This is a genomic window from Elusimicrobiota bacterium, from assembly GCA_028718185.1.
Classification (GTDB): Bacteria; Elusimicrobiota; UBA8919; order UBA8919; family UBA8919; genus JAQUMH01.
Genome location: JAQUMH010000002.1, coordinates 269,818 through 286,252, shown reverse-complemented (window position 1 = coordinate 286,252; position 16,435 = coordinate 269,818). Strand labels below are relative to the sequence as shown.

Sequence of the window (16,435 nt, the reverse complement as noted above, 5' to 3'; positions counted from 1 at the left end):
GGCAAAAACAGAACAGTTAATACAATCACAGAGAATAAGAATTAAGTTGCAAGCATATGACCATAAAATGCTTGACCAGTCGTTAGCTGAAATAATTCAAACAGCAAAGCGGACAGGAGCATCAATTTCCGGTCCTGTTCTTTTGCCCATGAGAATAAAAAAGTATACAGTACTTAGTTCTCCGCATTGTGATAAAAAAGCACGGGAACAGTTTGAAATGAGAATTCACAAACGGCTTATTGATATTTTACAGCCGACACCTCAAACAGTAGATGCTCTTATGAAGCTGGATTTACCAGCTGGTGTAGATGTGGAGATAAAAGCGTAAGGACAATTAATAGATTTTATATGAAATCAATAGTAGGAACAAAAATCGGGATGACGCAAATATTTTTAGATAAAGGGGAAGCAGTTCCTGTAACTGTTATTTCTGCGGAACCTTGCATTGTAATTCAGAAGAAAACAATAAAAACTAATGGTTATAATGCTATCCAGGTTGGCTATGATAAAACTGAAGAAAAAAAACTTAACAAGGCGCAACTTGGTCATTTAAAAAAAGCAGGAACTAATATATTTGCACGACTTAAAGAGTTTAGAGTTGACAATCCGGATGAATATCAGGTTGGTCAGGAAATAAAAAGCGATATTTTTGCTATTGGAGATTTTGTTGATGTCACTGGTATTTCTAAAGGCCATGGTTTTCAGGGTGTTGTTAAAAGACATGGTTTTGGCGGTGGTCCTGCTACACATGGTCAATCGGATAAACAACGTGCTCCTGGTGCTATTGGTCCGCAAAGACCGCAAAAAGTTAGAAAGGGTCTTAGAATGGCAGGCAGAATGGGTGGTAGCGGAGTTACAATCCAAAAATTAAAAGTAGTAAAAACAATACCGGAAGACAATCTTTTGTTAATAAAAGGTGCTGTGCCGGGTGTTAGAAATTCTGAAGTTATAATATCTCAAACTATAAAAAATATCAAAGTGAAAGTTGAATCGCATAAGGAAGCAAAGAAAGAAGTTAAAAAAGAAGTGAAAAAGGAAGTTAAAGGAAAAAAGTAAAGGTTATTTATGATTGAAGTAAACATATATAATACAAGCGGTGAGCAAACAGGTAAAGTGACTTTACCTGAAAATATTTTTAATAATAAAATTAATATTGCCTTAATGCATGAAGTGGTTAAATGGTATCTTGCCAATGCTCGTCAAGGAACACATGCTGCTAAAACCAGAGCAGAAGTGTCCGGTTCCGGTAGAAAACCATGGAAGCAGAAAGGTACCGGTCGCGCAAGGGCGGGTAGTATTCGTTCACCGCTTTGGCGGCATGGTGGGGTAATTTTTGCTAAAAAACCAAGAGAGTTTTCATATTCAATGCCTAAAAAGAAAGTTCGTATAGCTCTGTTATCGGCACTATCATCAAAGGCAAAAGATAAAGGGATAATCGTAGTTGATGAAGTTAAAATTGAAAAACCAAAAACAAAAGAAGTATCTAAAATTCTCAAAAACCTGAAATTGAAAGATAAGGTTCTGTTAGTGTTAAAAAGAGATAAAATTTTTAATACGGCTTCAAGAAATATAGCTTTGCTTAATGTTTGCGATATTTCAGAATTAACAACTTATAATGTTTTAAATGCCAATAGAATTATTTTTACAAAGGAGTCACTAGATAGATGCTCGACACTTTCAATATAATAAAGAGACCGCTTATTACAGAGAAAACAACTAATATAAAAGACAAAGAAAATAAATTTGTTTTTATAGTTGCAAAGAATGCTAATAAAAACCAAATAAAAAAGGCAGTTGAAGATTTGTTTAATGTTGAAGTTGTTGATGTTCATACTTCTATAATGTCAGGGAAATTAAGAAGAATGGGTGTTCATGCGGGTTATAGATCAGATTTAAAAAAAGCAATTGTAAAAATAAAAAAGGGTCAAACAATAAAATTAGCAGAAGGCGTCTAAAAAGGAATAGAAGCAGATAAACGCAGATAACTACGTAGATGAACGCGGAAATTATCAGCGTGAATCAGCGTTGAGTTCAGCGTAAATCAGCTTCTACGTTGTTTAACATGGGAATAAAATCATATATACCATATACGCCGTCAAGGCGATTTATAACTACGGATGATTTTTCGGATATAACAAAAAAAACTCCGGAAAAGTCATTATTAGTTCAATTGAAGAAAACCGGTGGTAGAAATAACACCGGACGGATAACTGTTCGTCACCATGGTGGCGGACATAAAAGGATGTATCGTCTTATTGATTTTAAGAGGGACAAACGCAATATAAAAGCAGATGTTATTGCAGTTGAATATGATCCAAACCGGTCTTCCCGTATAGCACTTGTAAAATATACTGATGGTGAGAAAAGATATATAATATGTCCGTTAGGATTAAAAGTTGGTGATATAATAGAAAGTGGAGAAAATGTTGAAATAAAAAATGGTAATGCTCTTCCGCTTTCAAGTATTCCTTTAGGAACGCAAATACACAACATAGAACTTGTTCCGGGTTTAGGTGCCAAACTTGTCCGTTCAGCAGGTGGTGTTGCTCAGATAATGTCAAAAGAAGGTGAATTTGCGCAAATAAAAATGCCTTCCGGCGAAATAAGAATATTATGGTTAAAATGTTATGCCACAGTTGGGCAGGTTGGTAATTTAGACCACGAAAATATTACATTAGGGAATGCCGGTAGAAGCAGGCATCTTGGTATAAGACCCACTGTTCGTGGGACAGCGATGAATTCAGTTGACCATCCACATGGGGGTGGTAGAGGTAAGTCAAAGGGTAATAATCAACCTCGTTCACCGTGGAATCAGCCGGCAAAAGGTTTTAAGACAAGATCAAAAAAGAAATGGACAAGTATGTACATAATAAATAGAAGGCCAAAAGGAGTAAGATAAAGGTAGTTAAGGAGTAAAAGATAATGGGCAGGTCAACAAAAAAAGGTCCTTATATTGACGAAAAACTTCTAAAAAAAGTTGAAAAATTAAATGCAACCGGACAAAAAACAGTTATAAAAACATGGGCGCGAGTTTCTGTTATTCCGCCTGAGTTTGTTGGTCATACTTTTGGAGTCCATAATGGTAGAAAATTTATATCAGTTTATATTACTGAAAATATGGTAGGTCATCGTCTAGGCGAGTTTTCACCTACAAGATTTTTCAGGGGTCACGGTGCCGCTCATACAAAAGAAGCGTTAGAAAAGACATAGAGACATAAAAGGCGTTCACGAGTTGATTTGTTGATTTGTTAAAATTTGAACATATGAACACGTGAACATGTGAACGCAGTTAATTAAGGTGTTAAAATGGAAGCTAAAGCAGTTTCAAAATTTGGAAGATATTCATATAGAAAAGTTGGACAAATTCTTAAACTTATACAAGGTAAAAGAGTTTCCGATGCTTTTAATTTACTTATGTTTGTAAAAAAGGGTTCGGTTCATTTTATTGAAAAAGCTTTAAAATCAGCGACTGCTAATTGCGGGCGTTTAAAGAATCCTGAAACAGTTTTTGTAAAAGAAGCTTATGCAACTATGGGACCACCGATAAAAAGAATGAGACCCGGAGCACAAGGCAGAGGAAATCCATATAAAAGAAAAACTTGTCATTTGACAATTGTAGTCGCAGATAGCCGCAGATAAAAGGCACAGATGCCCGCAGATTTATCAGCGGTAATCAGCGTATAAATATCAGTGGCAATCAGCGAGTTTGCGGAGCAAACTATGGGACAAAAAGTTCATCCGAAGGGGTTAAGGTTAGGTTATTCTGCTGATTGGGATTCCAAGTGGTTTTCCCGTCGCAATATGGCTGACCTTTTAGAAGAAGATTTCAGAATAAGAAGATTCGTGAAAGAACGGCTTAAATTTGCTGCCGTATCAAAGATAACTATAGAGAGAGCAGGGAAATATTTAAAAGTTAACATTTTTTCTGCTCGTCCGGGGCTTGTTATAGGCAAACGGGGAGCAGATGTTGAAAGTTTAAAGAAAGAAATAGAAGAAATTTCCGATAAAAAGACCATAGTAAATATAATGGAAATAAAGCTACCGGAAACAAATGCGCAACTTGTTGCAGAAGGTATAGCTATGCAACTTGAAAAAAAAGGCTCATATAGAAGGGCGATGAAAAAAGCAATTGAAAAAGCGATGGGATCCGGTGCGCTTGGAATAAAGGTTATGGTCGCTGGTCGTCTTGGCGGTAATGAAATTGCAAGAACAGAATGGTTAAAAGAAGGCAGGATTCCTTTGCAGACATTTAGAGCTGAAATTGATTATGGATTTGCAGAATCTCTTACTACAATGGGAATAATCGGTGTTAAAGTATGGATTTTCAAAAAAGAACTTTTTCGGAAAACTGAAAAAGAGATGGTTGATGAGGCACGGCTTATAGAAAAACCAGAAGACATTGTTGTAAAAGAAGAAGAAAAATTGGTTCCTGAAGAAGAAATCGTTAAAGAGGAAGAAGATAATGTTATCTCCGAAGAGAGTAAAATATAGAAAAATGCAGCGTGGTAGAATGAAAGGTAATGCATCTGGTGGTACTGATGTCAGTTTTGGTGAATATGGAGTACAATCACTTGGTACCGCTTGGGTTACAGCAAACCAGATTGAAGCATGCAGAATAGCATTGACCAGGGCAATTAGTAAAAACGGCAGAGTCTGGATAAGAATATTTCCGGATAAACCTTTTACAAAAAAGCCGGCTGAAACTCGAATGGGAAAAGGAAAAGGACTTGTTGAGTCATGGGTTGCAGTTGTTAAGCCGGGAAGGGTTATGTTCGAAATTTCCGGTTTAGAAAAAGCCGAAGCAATAAAGGCATTTAACTTGGTTGCTCATAAACTTCCAATAAGAGTGAGATTTTTAGAACGCGGCCAATAATAAAAAGGGTAGAAGCAGATAAACGCGGATAACTACGCGGATGAACGCAGAAATTATCTGCGTGAATCAGCGTTGAGTTCAGCGTAAATCCGCTTCTAATTAGTATGGCGAAAGAAAAGAAAGAAGTAAATATAAAAGAACTTACAATCGACGAGTTAAAATCAAAACTTTTAGAAGCGAAAGAAAAGTTATTTAAGTTAAAATTTGCGCATAAAGTAACGCCTATTAAAAATCCTCTTGAAATAAGAATTTTAAGACGGCAAATAGCAAGGATGAATACTATTATTCATGATAAGGTGAAAAAGTGAGAAAGATAAAAACCGGTGTGGTAATAAGTGAGAAAATGGACAAAACCAGGGTTGTAAGGGTTAATTGGACGAGCCGTCACCCTCTTTATGGAAAAATTGTGAGACATAGTACGAAATTATATGTACATGACGATAAAAACGAAACTCACGTAGGTGATAAAGTTGAGATAATAGAAACTAGACCAATTTCAAAAACGAAAAGATGGGCAATAATAAAGGCGATTGAAAAATTGAAAGATTCAAAGATTTAAAGATTTGCAATCTTTCTAATATTTAATCTTGTAATCTTTTAATAGGTGTTGATATGATTCAAGAACGTTCTATTATAACAGTTGCAGATAACACGGGAGCAAGAAAGATAAGGTGCTTTCGCATGTTAGGTGGAAGTCATAGAAAGTATGCTTCACTGGGTGATATAATTATTGCCTCTGTGTTTGATGCTCTTCCTACAGCTACAATTAAAAAAGGTGAAAAAGTTCGTGCTGTTATTGTTAGATGTGTTAAAGAAGTTCGACGTGCCGATGGTAGTTATGTAAAGTTTGATGATAATGCAGCAGTGATCATTGATGTAGAAAATGAGCCGCGTGGTACAAGAATATTCGGTCCGGTAGCAAGAGAGCTGAGAGAAAAGAATTTTTTGAAAATAATTTCTCTTGCCCCAGAAGTCGTTTAAATGCCGCGAATGGTCGCGAATGTAACGCGGATATTTGCGAATATTAGCGTTTGATTAGCGTTTATTCGCGTGTGAGTGGGACGAACAATGCATATAAAAAAGAAAGATAAAGTAATTGTTTTAGCAGGTAAAGATAAAGGTAAGACGGGCGAAGTCTTAAAGATTTTTCCTAAGAAAAATACTGCTATTGTTTCAAAAGTTAATTTTGTAAAAAGACATACTAAGCCGACCCAGACAGATCCTGGCGGTATAAGAGAAAAAGAAGCCCCGCTTCCACTATCAAGATTGATACTTGTTTGTCCAAAATGTGACAAGCCAACTCGTCAGAAATGGGCAGTTATTTCCGATGGTGAAAAGACTCGTATATGTAAAAAATGCGGGGAGATGATTGTTTAGAGGAAATTACGAAGATTAAAAGATTCAAAGATTTTAGAATCTTTCTAATTTTTTAATTTTTCAATTGGTTTTATTATGGCAAGGTTAAGAGAAGCTTATAAAAAAGTTATTATATCTGAATTGATGGAAAAGCTTAAATGTGGCAACATCCATCAAGTTCCTAAACTTGAGAAGGTTGTTATCAATATGGGTGTGTCCGATGCAAGGGAAAATCCTAAGGCGATAGACGTAGCATCTCTGGAGCTTGCTGCTATTACCGGACAGAAACCACTTTTGCGAAGAGCAAAAAAATCAATATCAGCTTTTAAGTTAAGAGAGGGAATGCCGATTGGTCTTAAAGTGACACTTAGAGGCAATAGAATGTACGAATTTTTTGACCGTCTCGTAAATATATCTATCCCAAAAATCAGAGATTTTAGAGGACTTGATTCATCTAAATTTGATGGCAGTGGAAATTATAATCTTGGTTTAACGGAACAATATATATTTCCTGAAATAGCGCTTGACAAGTCGGATAAAGCAAGAGGAATGAATATAACAATAGTAACAACTGCAAAAGATGATTCTGATGCAAAAGAGTTACTTTCGTCATTGGGAATGCCGTTCAAAAAGGCCGCAGATAAGCGTTGAAAAAATCAGCGTAAAGTCAGCGAGTGTTAAATATGGCAAAGAAATGTTTAATAATAAAACAGAGAAAGACGCCAAAATACTTAACGAGGAGATATAGCAGATGTCGTATATGTGGACGTCCTCGTGGTTTTTTAAGAGATTTTGGATTATGCAGAATCTGTTTTAGGAATTTTGCACACAAGGGATTAATTCCAGGAGTTACTAAGTCTAGTTGGTAAAAGAGGCAATTACAAAGATTAAAAGATTTAAAGATTCAAAAATTTTCAAATCTTTCTAATTTTCTAATCTTTAAAATTGATTTTATTATGATTACAGACCCAATCGCAGATATGCTGGTACAGATAAAAAATGCCAGTATGAAATTCAAAGAAAAAGTTGATATTCCTGCTTCAAATATTAAAGAAGAAATCGCTAAAATTTTGAAAGACGAAGGATATGTTTCAAATTACAAGCGGCTTGACGACAAAAAGCAGGGTATTCTAAGGATTTTCTTAAAATATACGCAAAACAAGCAACCAATGATAACAGATATAAAACGAGTTTCTAAATCATCTATGAGAGTATATAGAAAAACGAGTGAACTTCCTAGAGTGTTAAGAGGAATAGGTGTTTCTATAATATCTACATCTCGTGGTTTAATGGCTGATTCAAAAGCCAGAGAAGAACATCTTGGTGGTGAAGTTATCTGTTACGTCTGGTGAGTCACGAATAGGGGAACACGAATAAAGGCAAACATCACGAATCCCGCAGAGCGGGACACGAATAAGAGCGTTGGTTTTATTCGTGAAAATTCGTGATAACATTTGTGATAAGTTATTTGTGAAAGTGAGCGAAGCGAATGAGTAGAATAGGAAATAGTCCGATACCGATACCAAATAATGTGAAAGTTAGTATAGTTGGGAATGAGATTACTATAACCGGACCCGCTGGTACTCTGAAAAGAAATTTTGTACCTGTTGTTTCAGTTATTGTTGATAATAATAATATAATTGTAAAAAGAAGTTCAGATGAATATAAGGCAGTACATGGAACTACCCGTGCTATTATTAATGGTATGGTTCAGGGTGTTGTTACTCCTTTTGAAAAAAAACTTGAGATACAAGGTGTCGGTTATAAAGCGCAATTGGCAGGTAAAAAACTTACTTTACAGTTGGGATATTCTCATCCGGTTGAGTTCACTATTCCTCCTGAAATAGATATTGTGCTTGACCCAAAAGGACTTTTAATTACTCTGAAGTCAGTGGATAAAGAAAAATTAGGACTTATAGCTTCCAAAATTAGGATAAGTAAAGAACCGGATGCTTATAAAGGGAAGGGCGTTAGATATTTTGGTGAATATATAAAGAAGAAACCGGGTAAAGCAGCAATCGGAGTTGGTGCTACTGGTGGTGCTGGAGGAGCAGGGAAGTAAGAAATTAAAAGATTTAAAGATTCAAATCTTAAGTCTTGAATCTTGAATCTTCAATCTTGCAATAGGTGCTAATATGTTATCAAAAAAAGAGCAATCATTAATAAGAAAAAAAATAAGGGTAAGGAAAAAGATTTTTGGAACTGTAGATAAACCTCGAATGACAATAAATAAATCCAATAAGTATATTTATACTCAATTGGTGGATGATATTAAAGGTAAAACACTTTTATTGGTTTCAACTATCACACTAAAATTAGAAAATGCAGGGAATATAAAAGCAGCTACTTCTCTTGGTGCAGAAGTGGGTAAAAAAGCAGTATCGCTTGGCATAAAAAATGTAGTATTTGATAGAAGCGGCTACATTTATCATGGTAAAGTCAAAGCCTTTGCAGATGCTGCTCGTGCTGCTGGTTTGAAATTTTAAAGGGTCCCGCGAATAGTCGCGAATGTAAAGCGAATTATTCGCGAATATTTGCGTTTGATTAGCGTTTATTCGCGTATTTGCGGAGCAAACTATGGATATAAAAAAAGAAATAGTTGTATCAATTGGTCGCGTTACAAAGGTTGTGAAAGGTGGAAAAAGGTTTTCATTTAATGCACTTGTGGTTGTTGGTGATGGCAATGGTAATGTCGGGGTAGGTCTTGGTAAGGCAAATGAAGTCCAATCAGCAATTAAAAAGGGGACATCACTGGCTGCCAAAAGTACAATAAAGGTTTCATTGAAAAATACGACTATTCCTCACGAGATCACAGGTCGTTTTGGTGCCGGAAGAGTTTTATTAAGACCTGCATCAGTCGGGACGGGATTAATTGCCGGTGGTGCTGTTAGGGCAGTATTAGAAGCGTGTGGGGTAAAGGATATTTTAACGAAGTCTTTAAGATCTTCTAACCCTTTTAATGTTGTATATGCAACAATTGATGCATTGAAAAGATTACGACTTAAAGAAGATGTCGATAAACTAAGAGGAAAAGTTAAAGGTAATTAGAATTTTAAAAGCAATTTAAAGATTAAAATCTTTCTAATCTTTCTAATCTTTCTAATCTTTCTAATCTTTTAATTGGTGTTAATATGAAAATATCAGATTTAAAACCAGCAGTCGGTTCGAAACACCGTAGGAAAATAGTAGGTCGCGGTCGTGGTTCTGCTCATGGTGGTTCTTCCACAAGAGGAATGAAGGGTCAAAATGCGCGGTCCGGTAGAGGAACTAGGCCGGGATTTGAAGGCGGGCAAATGCCTCTGGCTCGTCGTATTCCCAAAAGAGGATTTACAAATATTTTTAAGAAAAAATATGAAGTTGTAAATTTAAAAACACTTGAAAGATTATTTGAGCCGAATATAGAAATAACAAGAGCAATTTTAAAAGAAAAAGGTTTAGTAAGAAGAGAACTTCCTATAAAAATTCTTGGAGATGGCGATATAAAAAAAGCGTTAAAAATTACAGCAAACAAATTTTCAAAAAGTGCTCTTAAAAAAATATCTGCCGCAGGTGGTTCTGCTGTAATAGAAAGTAGACAAGTAGCGAAGTAATATCGCTAAAAGGCGTTCACGAGTTGATGTGTTCATTAGTTGATATGTTAACATTTGAACATTTGAACACTTGAACGCAGTTATGATGTTGATATGATTGAATCTTTTGCAGATATATTTAAAGTCCCTGAATTAAAAAAACGGGTTTTTTTTACAGCATTGATAATTACCGCCTACAGAATAGGTGTTGCTATACCTATTCCCGGTATTGATGTTTCAGCATTTAGGGCACTTTTTGCTGCCCAAAGTAATACACTTTTTGGATTTATGGACATGTTTTCCGGTGGAGCGCTTTCCCGGCTTTCAATTTTTACACTAGGAATAATGCCATATATCAATGCATCAATCATATTTTCACTTTTACAGGCAACGGTTCCTTACCTTGAAAAACTTTCAAAAGAAGGGGAAACCGGGCGTAAAAAAATCACACAATGGACTAGATACGCTACTCTTATTTTAGCTATTATTCAATCGTTAGGGCTAACCCTTTTTATGATAATGCCTATGAAAGCTCCTAACGGTGATTCTATTGTCTCAAACCCGGGACCTCTCTTTGTTTTTATCACAGTTCTTACTATGACAACCGGTACAGTGTTTATAATGTGGTTAGGTGAACAGATAACTGAGGGTGGCATAGGTAACGGTATTTCATTGATAATTTTCGCAGGTATTATAGATAGGCTTCCTTCAGCTATAAAAAATCTTTTTGTGTTGATTAGAACCCATGAAATGTCTCTTTTTACAGGGCTTTTAATTGTTGCAATGGTTTTTGCTGTCACTGCTGCAGTTGTATGGGTTGAAACAGGACAACGGAAAATTCCTGTCCAATATGCAAAACGGGTTGTTGGCAGGAAAATGTACGGTGGTCAATCAACATTTCTTCCTATTAAAGTTGACCAATCAGGTGTTATTGCAGTAATTTTTGCAGTATCTTTAATGTCAGTACCAATGACACTGGCTCAATTTGCTCAGAATTCTGCATTTATGAAGAAGTTTGTTGAATGGTGGATGAGAGGCAGTGTTTTATATGAATTTTTATATGCTGCACTAATTATATTTTTCTGTTATTTTTATAATTCAATAACACTTAACCCAAAAGATATCGCAGAAAATATGAAAAAATGGGGTGGATTTGTTCCGGGTATTAGACCTGGCGAACCGACAGCAAACTATATACAATGGATTTTGACAAGAATTACTTTGGGTGGTGCAGTTTTTGTAGTGTTCATAGCAATACTTCCCGATTATTTGAGAAAATTTGTAAATGTTCCGTTCTTCTTCGGTGGTACTGCACTCTTAATTGTTGTCGGAGTTGCACTTGATACCATAAGTCAGGTTGAATCACATTTGATTATGAGACACTACGATGGTTTTCTTAATAAAGGCAGAATAAAGGGTAGATGGTTTAATGTTAAGTAAATGCCGCGAATAAGTGCGAGTAAAGGAACGCTAATACACGCGAATATTAGCGTTAGATTTGCGATAATTCGCGAGGTTTTATATGAACATAATAATTTTTGGTGCACCGGGAGCGGGTAAGGGAACTCAAAGTGAGTTTATATCTAAAAGTAAATCCATACCGGCTATTTCAACTGGTGATATGTTTAGGGAAGCGGTTGTTGCAAAAAGTAGTTTGGGTCTTAAAGTTTCATCTATTATGTCAAAAGGTGCCCTTGTTCCCGATGATATCGTATTAAAATTAGTTGAAGAACGGATTAAAAAAGAAGATTGTAAAAATGGATTTTTGCTTGATGGTTTTCCAAGAACACTTCCACAGGCAAAAGGATTAGATGATATACTTGCTCGTTTAAATAAAAAGATTGATAAAGTCATTTCGCTTGATGTTTCAGAAGAAAACATAATTGAGCGGTTATCATCCAGAAGAATTTGTAAGAATTGCGGTAGTAAATATAATCTTGTAACACTTCCGCCAAAAAATGATACTATTTGTGATAACTGTGGAAATGAATTATTTCAGAGAGAAGATGATGCCCCGGCAACGATACGACATCGTCTTTCCGTGTATTATATAGAAACACAGCCGCTAATTGAATATTACAATAAGAAAGATATTTTATCTACTATTGATGGCAATAAATCAGTTTCCGAAATTTCCGCAGCAGTAGCAGCGGTATTATGATTTATGTTAAGTCAGAAGATGAAATTTCCGGTATGCGAGATGCATGTCATATTGCAGCGGAAGTTTTAAGGACAGTCGGCAAAAATATAAAAGTAGGAATTACAACAAAAGAACTGGAAAATATTGCCAAAAAAGAAATAAAATCACTCGGTGCCATATCGGCATTTTTGGGGTACAGAGATTACCCGGGTATTATTTGCACCTCTGTAAATGAAGTTGTTGTACATGGAATACCGTCATCGCAAAAATTGAAAGAAGGCGACATTATAGGAATTGACGTTGGGACTGTTTATAATGGTTTTTGCGGTGATACAGCTAAAACTTATACCGTAGGTAAAGTTTCAGATAATGCAAAAAAACTTCTTAATGTTTCAGAACTAAGTTTAGATAATGCTTTAAAGAATAGTTCTGCTAACAAAAGAATTGGCGATATATCAGCAGCAATACAGAAGACAGCAGAAGAAAATGGGTTTTCAGTTGTAAGAGATTTTGTCGGTCACGGTATTGGAAGAAATCTTCATGAAGACCCCCAAATACCTAATTATGGAAATCCTGGTGTAGGTACTCGAATACCGGAAAATTGTTGTTTAGCAATTGAGGTAATGATAAATCAGGGTGATTGGCAGGTAAAGGTTCTCTCTGATAAGTGGACAACAGTGACAAAAGACAATAAATTATCAGCACATTTCGAACATACGGTACTAGTTAAAAAAGATAGTTGTGAAATACTTACAAAGACAAATTAAAGATTGAAGATTCAAGATTCAAAATTTTTAATCTTAAATTGATTTAAATATGCAGAAAGAAGAAAAAATAGAAGTTCTTGGAGTTATAAAAGAAGCATTACCATCAGCAATGTTTCGTGTTATACTTGAAAACGGACATTCAGTTCTTGCCCGTATATCAGGTAAAATGCGAATGAATTATATACGGCTACTTCCCGGCGATAAAGTGAAAGTTGAACTTTCTCCATATGATTTAACAAGAGGTCGTATTATTTACAGAGAGCGATAGTAAAAGGCCGCGAATAAACGCAAAAGATTTGCGATAGTTTGCGTGGTATTTATATGAAAGTAAGATCATCAGTAAAACCATTTTGTAAAAAATGCAAGATTGTAAGACGCAGAGGCGTTTTATTTATTATTTGTAAAAATCCCAAACACAAACAAAGACAAGGATGAGAGGAGCGGTAAGTGGTAAGTGGTAAGTGGTAAGTGGTAAAAGATTTTAACTACTCCCTACTCCCTACTTTCTACTTCCTGGTGTTATAATGGCGCGAATAGCAGGTGTTGATTTACCTAAAGAGAAGCGGATAGATATAGGGCTTGCCTATATATACGGAATTGGCAGAGTGCTTGCTAAAAAGATTCTTGAAAAAGCAGAAATTGATGGTTCTAAACGGATCAAAAATCTTTCGGATGCTGAAGTTAGTAAAATTGCAGGCATTATTACTTCTGATTATAAGGTTGAAGGCGATCTCCGTCGTGAAATTGTCGGAAATATTAAGCGGCTTCAGGAAATAAGTTCATATCGTGGAATGAGACACCGCAGGAATCTCCCTGTTCGCGGACAAAGAACCAAAACAAATGCAAGAACTAAAAGAGGAAAGAGAAAGACGGTTGGTGCAGTAAAGGCAGAAGTAAAAAAAGATAGAGAGGTAAAAAAAGTTTAATAAAATATATTTTGTAAAAGGCGGTAGGATATTTTTATGGCTGATGAAAAAATAAAAGAAGAAAAAAAACCAAAAGAAGTAAAAGAGACAAAAGAGACTAAAGATACAAAAGAAGTGAAAACAAGTGAAGCAAAAACAGGTGATGCAAAACCAAAGATAGTAGCAAAACCCAAGTCAAAAAGAAAACTTGTTGCGGCTACCGGGCATGTGTACATTAAGTCATCTTTTAACAATACTATCATTACTATTACCGATGATAAAGGTAATGTGATAGGTTGGGCTACAAGTGGTTCGTCTGGTTTTAAGGGAACTAAAAAGGGAACACCATTCGCTGCTCAAATAGCATCGGCTAATTGTGCCAAAAAAGCTGCTGAAATGGGATTAAAACAGGTTGCTGTTTTTGTAAATGGTCCCGGTAGCGGACGTGAAACAGCAATAAGAGCGTTACAGGCATCAGGATTGATAGTTACCTCAATAAAAGATGTTACTCCCATTCCACATAACGGATGTAGACCACCTAAACAGAGGAGAGTATAAAAGAGGCAAGCTAAAAGACAATTTAAAGATTGAAAGATTGAAAGATTACAATATTTAAATCTTAAATCTTAAATCTTAAATCTTAAATCTTGAATCTTGTAATCTTTTAATTTATTTATTATGGCAAGAGATATTGGACCTAAATGTAGAAAATGTAGAAAAGAAGGTATGCCTTTATTCTTAAAGGGTGAAAGATGTGAAACAATAAAATGTCCTGTAACCAAGAAGAAAGGTCCTCCTGGACCACATAAAAGATTAATAAAAAAACCATCGGAATATTCTAATCAATTGCGTGCCAAACAACAGGTAAAAAGACAATATGGTGTTATGGAACGGCAATTTAGAAGGTATTTTAGTAATGCAGCAAAACATAAAGGTATGACTGGTTTCAATCTTTTATTAACATTAGAAACTCGTCTTGATAATGTTGTTCGGAGAATTGGATTATCCGTATCGCTTGCTGCTGCCCGCCAGTTAGTTTTACATAGACATATTAAAGTTAATGGCAAAATCATAAACATACCTTCATATGCAGTTAAGGTCAATGATAAAATACAGCCGACCGATAAAATAAAAAATAATTTACTTGTTAAAAAATCAATAGAGACTGCTTCTAAAAAAGGTATTTCACCATGGTTATCTGTTGATTTTACAGATTTCATAGCAACTGTGGTAAGGCAGCCAGTGAGGGAGGAAATGGCTGTTCCGTATGATGAAGAAAGACCAAAAGAGCAATTGATAGTAGAATTGTATAGTAAGTAAAAGTAGTTATTGGGGAATAGGGTTGCATAGTTATAAGGTTATAACTCTAAAAACTCTATGAACTCTAAAACTCTATAAACTTTTTAGTGGAGGTTATATAAATGCGGCTTCCTGATATAGTAGAACCTCAGAAGAGTGAAAAAAATATCTCTTCTGATTTGACTTATGGTAAGTTTGTTGTTGAACCGTTTGAGCGAGGTTATGGACATACTGTTGGTCATTCCCTTCGTCGTATCCTACTTTCATCACTAGAAGGTGCTGCGGTAATTGCGGTACGCATAAAAGATGCTACCCATGAATTTGCAACATTACCTGGTGTTGTTGAAGATGTAATGGAAATAATTTTGAATTTGAAAAAAGTTAGATTCAAAATGTATTCTAATAATGTTGAAACACTTAAATTGTCTGTTTCAAAGGGAGGAGAAGTTAAGGCATCGGAAATTTTAGCCAACGCTAATGTTGAGGTTATAAATAAAGATCAAATAATTGCTACCCTGGAATCCGGCGGTTCACTTGAGATGGAAATTGATGTAGCAAAAGGAAAAGGTTATTCGCCGAGTGAAAAAAATAAAAAAGCAGAACAACCTGCCGGTACAATTTTGATTGATGCGGCATTTACACCTATTAAAAAGATATTCTATGAAGTTGAAAATACCCGTGTTGGTCAGGTAACGGATTATGACCGGCTTATTATAGAAATATGGACAGATGGTTCTATAAATCCTGAAGATGCGTTGGCTTATTCTGCAAAACTCTTAAGTGATTCTGTCAAAATTTTCATAAATTTTGAAGAAGAGGAAGAGGAAAGCGATAAGAAAGAAAAAGATAAAACAGAAGAGAAACAAGTTTCCAGTATTTTAGACCAATCAGTTGAGATTGTTGAACTTTCAATAAGGGCAGCGACTTGTCTTAAACGCGCCAAAATAAAAACAATCGGTGATTTGACGAAAAAAACGCGCGAAGAGCTCCTGGGTTATAAAAATTTTGGTAAAAAATCCTTAGAAGATATAGAAATGAAATTAAAAGAACTGGGAGTATCGTTAAAGGAGTAGAAGCAGATAAACGCAGAACAACACGCTGATACACGCGGAAATCATCAGCGTTTATCTGCGTTGTAATCTGTGTAAATCCGCTTCTAATATGTGTAATGAAAAATAGAAAAAACAGAAAAATAGGAAGAACAACATCACATCGTTTTGCAACACTTAGAAGTTTGTCCATTGCAATAATAGAAAACGAATCTATAAAAGTTACACTTCCAAAAGCGAAAGAATTAGTAAAATTCGTTTCAAAAATTATTACAAAGGCAAAAAAAGGCGGGTTGTCAAATAAGAGACTTGTTGCAGAAGATATAAAATCTTCAATAGCAATGACAAAGTTATTCGGTCCTTTAGCAGAAAGATTTAAGGACAGACCTGGTGGGTATACCCGAATTTATAAGTTAGGTCGTCGCATTTCCGACGGCAGTGAGATGGCAATAGTTAAATTAGTTGAGTAGAAGCATA

General features: G+C 35.4%; 29 protein-coding genes and 1 pseudogene. All 30 read left to right on the top strand.

All coding sequences use genetic code 11. The features are described from left to right. Nucleotides 1-19: 19 nt before the first annotated feature. The 30 genes and pseudogenes from rpsJ to rplQ all read left to right on the top strand — a co-directional run bounded on the left by rpsJ (nucleotide 20) and on the right by rplQ (nucleotide 16,428). The gene (gene rpsJ, locus PHE88_05930) at nucleotides 20-328 is read left to right on the top strand and encodes a 30S ribosomal protein S10 (protein MDD5687351.1); all 309 of its coding nucleotides are present in this window, start codon (nucleotides 20-22) and stop codon (nucleotides 326-328) included. A 20-nt stretch (nucleotides 329-348) separates the two neighbouring features. After that, nucleotides 349-969: pseudogene (gene rplC / locus PHE88_05925) on the top strand (50S ribosomal protein L3). 96 nt (nucleotides 970-1,065) lie between these two features. Further along, the gene (gene rplD / locus PHE88_05920; GenBank protein MDD5687350.1) at nucleotides 1,066-1,686 is read left to right on the top strand and encodes a 50S ribosomal protein L4; all 621 of its coding nucleotides are present in this window, start codon (nucleotides 1,066-1,068) and stop codon (nucleotides 1,684-1,686) included. Next, entirely contained in the window at nucleotides 1,665-1,955 is a 291-nt protein-coding gene (gene rplW, locus PHE88_05915; protein ID MDD5687349.1) for a 50S ribosomal protein L23, read from the top strand. The genes rplD and rplW overlap by 22 nt, the downstream gene beginning before the upstream one ends. 107 nt (nucleotides 1,956-2,062) lie before the next feature. After that, nucleotides 2,063-2,899 carry a 50S ribosomal protein L2 gene (gene rplB / locus PHE88_05910; GenBank protein MDD5687348.1) on the top strand — a complete coding sequence of 279 codons (837 nt, stop codon included), beginning with the start codon at nucleotides 2,063-2,065 and terminating at the stop codon, nucleotides 2,897-2,899. A 23-nt stretch (nucleotides 2,900-2,922) separates the two neighbouring features. Further along, nucleotides 2,923-3,210: a 30S ribosomal protein S19 gene (rpsS, locus tag PHE88_05905; protein ID MDD5687347.1), complete on the top strand. Its 288-nt coding sequence runs from the start codon at nucleotides 2,923-2,925 to the stop codon at nucleotides 3,208-3,210. Nucleotides 3,211-3,306: 96 nt separating this feature from the next. Beyond that, the gene (rplV, locus tag PHE88_05900) at nucleotides 3,307-3,639 is read left to right on the top strand and encodes a 50S ribosomal protein L22 (GenBank protein MDD5687346.1); all 333 of its coding nucleotides are present in this window, start codon (nucleotides 3,307-3,309) and stop codon (nucleotides 3,637-3,639) included. A gap of 81 nt (nucleotides 3,640-3,720) precedes the next feature. Next, nucleotides 3,721-4,491, top strand: coding sequence for a 30S ribosomal protein S3 (rpsC, locus tag PHE88_05895; protein MDD5687345.1), 771 nt, complete (start codon nucleotides 3,721-3,723; stop codon nucleotides 4,489-4,491). Next, a complete protein-coding gene (gene rplP, locus PHE88_05890) occupies nucleotides 4,463-4,873 on the top strand; it encodes a 50S ribosomal protein L16 (protein ID MDD5687344.1) in 411 nt (136 codons plus the stop codon). The genes rpsC and rplP overlap by 29 nt, the downstream gene beginning before the upstream one ends. Nucleotides 4,874-4,977: 104 nt before the next feature. After that, the gene (gene rpmC, locus PHE88_05885) at nucleotides 4,978-5,181 is read left to right on the top strand and encodes a 50S ribosomal protein L29 (protein ID MDD5687343.1); all 204 of its coding nucleotides are present in this window, start codon (nucleotides 4,978-4,980) and stop codon (nucleotides 5,179-5,181) included. Then, on the top strand, nucleotides 5,178-5,432 hold the full coding sequence (rpsQ, locus tag PHE88_05880) for a 30S ribosomal protein S17 (GenBank protein ID MDD5687342.1): 255 nt from the start codon (nucleotides 5,178-5,180) through the stop codon (nucleotides 5,430-5,432). The genes rpmC and rpsQ overlap by 4 nt, the downstream gene beginning before the upstream one ends. 53 nt (nucleotides 5,433-5,485) lie before the next feature. Beyond that, complete coding sequence (rplN, locus tag PHE88_05875; GenBank protein MDD5687341.1) at nucleotides 5,486-5,854, top strand: 50S ribosomal protein L14; 369 nt, start codon at nucleotides 5,486-5,488, stop codon at nucleotides 5,852-5,854. Between the two features lie 87 nt (nucleotides 5,855-5,941). Next, entirely contained in the window at nucleotides 5,942-6,250 is a 309-nt protein-coding gene (rplX, locus tag PHE88_05870; protein MDD5687340.1) for a 50S ribosomal protein L24, read from the top strand. Nucleotides 6,251-6,325: 75 nt separating this feature from the next. Further along, the gene (gene rplE / locus PHE88_05865) at nucleotides 6,326-6,880 is read left to right on the top strand and encodes a 50S ribosomal protein L5 (protein ID MDD5687339.1); all 555 of its coding nucleotides are present in this window, start codon (nucleotides 6,326-6,328) and stop codon (nucleotides 6,878-6,880) included. Between the two features lie 32 nt (nucleotides 6,881-6,912). Further along, nucleotides 6,913-7,098, top strand: a complete 186-nt coding sequence (locus tag PHE88_05860; protein MDD5687338.1) for a type Z 30S ribosomal protein S14 — start codon at nucleotides 6,913-6,915, stop codon at nucleotides 7,096-7,098. An 84-nt stretch (nucleotides 7,099-7,182) separates the two neighbouring features. Continuing rightward, the gene (gene rpsH / locus PHE88_05855) at nucleotides 7,183-7,581 is read left to right on the top strand and encodes a 30S ribosomal protein S8 (GenBank protein ID MDD5687337.1); all 399 of its coding nucleotides are present in this window, start codon (nucleotides 7,183-7,185) and stop codon (nucleotides 7,579-7,581) included. Nucleotides 7,582-7,718: 137 nt separating this feature from the next. After that, a complete protein-coding gene (gene rplF, locus PHE88_05850) occupies nucleotides 7,719-8,291 on the top strand; it encodes a 50S ribosomal protein L6 (GenBank protein MDD5687336.1) in 573 nt (190 codons plus the stop codon). Between the two features lie 73 nt (nucleotides 8,292-8,364). Then, nucleotides 8,365-8,715: a 50S ribosomal protein L18 gene (gene rplR, locus PHE88_05845; protein MDD5687335.1), complete on the top strand. Its 351-nt coding sequence runs from the start codon at nucleotides 8,365-8,367 to the stop codon at nucleotides 8,713-8,715. Between the two features lie 91 nt (nucleotides 8,716-8,806). Next, nucleotides 8,807-9,277 (top strand): 30S ribosomal protein S5, encoded by a 471-nt coding sequence (rpsE, locus tag PHE88_05840; protein MDD5687334.1) that lies wholly within the window; start codon nucleotides 8,807-8,809, stop codon nucleotides 9,275-9,277. Between the two features lie 83 nt (nucleotides 9,278-9,360). Next, a complete protein-coding gene (gene rplO, locus PHE88_05835; protein MDD5687333.1) occupies nucleotides 9,361-9,819 on the top strand; it encodes a 50S ribosomal protein L15 in 459 nt (152 codons plus the stop codon). A gap of 93 nt (nucleotides 9,820-9,912) precedes the next feature. Then, a complete protein-coding gene (secY, locus tag PHE88_05830; protein ID MDD5687332.1) occupies nucleotides 9,913-11,238 on the top strand; it encodes a preprotein translocase subunit SecY in 1,326 nt (441 codons plus the stop codon). Between the two features lie 82 nt (nucleotides 11,239-11,320). Then, nucleotides 11,321-11,959 (top strand): adenylate kinase, encoded by a 639-nt coding sequence (locus PHE88_05825; GenBank protein MDD5687331.1) that lies wholly within the window; start codon nucleotides 11,321-11,323, stop codon nucleotides 11,957-11,959. Next, nucleotides 11,956-12,705: a type I methionyl aminopeptidase gene (gene map, locus PHE88_05820; protein ID MDD5687330.1), complete on the top strand. Its 750-nt coding sequence runs from the start codon at nucleotides 11,956-11,958 to the stop codon at nucleotides 12,703-12,705. The genes PHE88_05825 and map overlap by 4 nt, the downstream gene beginning before the upstream one ends. Nucleotides 12,706-12,754: 49 nt before the next feature. Next, a complete protein-coding gene (gene infA, locus PHE88_05815) occupies nucleotides 12,755-12,973 on the top strand; it encodes a translation initiation factor IF-1 (protein ID MDD5687329.1) in 219 nt (72 codons plus the stop codon). 53 nt (nucleotides 12,974-13,026) lie between these two features. Then, nucleotides 13,027-13,140: a 50S ribosomal protein L36 gene (rpmJ, locus tag PHE88_05810; protein MDD5687328.1), complete on the top strand. Its 114-nt coding sequence runs from the start codon at nucleotides 13,027-13,029 to the stop codon at nucleotides 13,138-13,140. Between the two features lie 89 nt (nucleotides 13,141-13,229). Beyond that, on the top strand, nucleotides 13,230-13,631 hold the full coding sequence (gene rpsM, locus PHE88_05805) for a 30S ribosomal protein S13 (GenBank protein MDD5687327.1): 402 nt from the start codon (nucleotides 13,230-13,232) through the stop codon (nucleotides 13,629-13,631). Nucleotides 13,632-13,682: 51 nt separating this feature from the next. Then, nucleotides 13,683-14,168 carry a 30S ribosomal protein S11 gene (gene rpsK, locus PHE88_05800; protein MDD5687326.1) on the top strand — a complete coding sequence of 162 codons (486 nt, stop codon included), beginning with the start codon at nucleotides 13,683-13,685 and terminating at the stop codon, nucleotides 14,166-14,168. 120 nt (nucleotides 14,169-14,288) lie between these two features. Then, nucleotides 14,289-14,930, top strand: a complete 642-nt coding sequence (gene rpsD, locus PHE88_05795) for a 30S ribosomal protein S4 (GenBank protein MDD5687325.1) — start codon at nucleotides 14,289-14,291, stop codon at nucleotides 14,928-14,930. 101 nt (nucleotides 14,931-15,031) lie between these two features. Further along, a complete protein-coding gene (locus PHE88_05790) occupies nucleotides 15,032-15,982 on the top strand; it encodes a DNA-directed RNA polymerase subunit alpha (GenBank protein ID MDD5687324.1) in 951 nt (316 codons plus the stop codon). Between the two features lie 95 nt (nucleotides 15,983-16,077). Next, the gene (rplQ, locus tag PHE88_05785) at nucleotides 16,078-16,428 is read left to right on the top strand and encodes a 50S ribosomal protein L17 (protein MDD5687323.1); all 351 of its coding nucleotides are present in this window, start codon (nucleotides 16,078-16,080) and stop codon (nucleotides 16,426-16,428) included. Nucleotides 16,429-16,435: the final 7 nt, after the last annotated feature.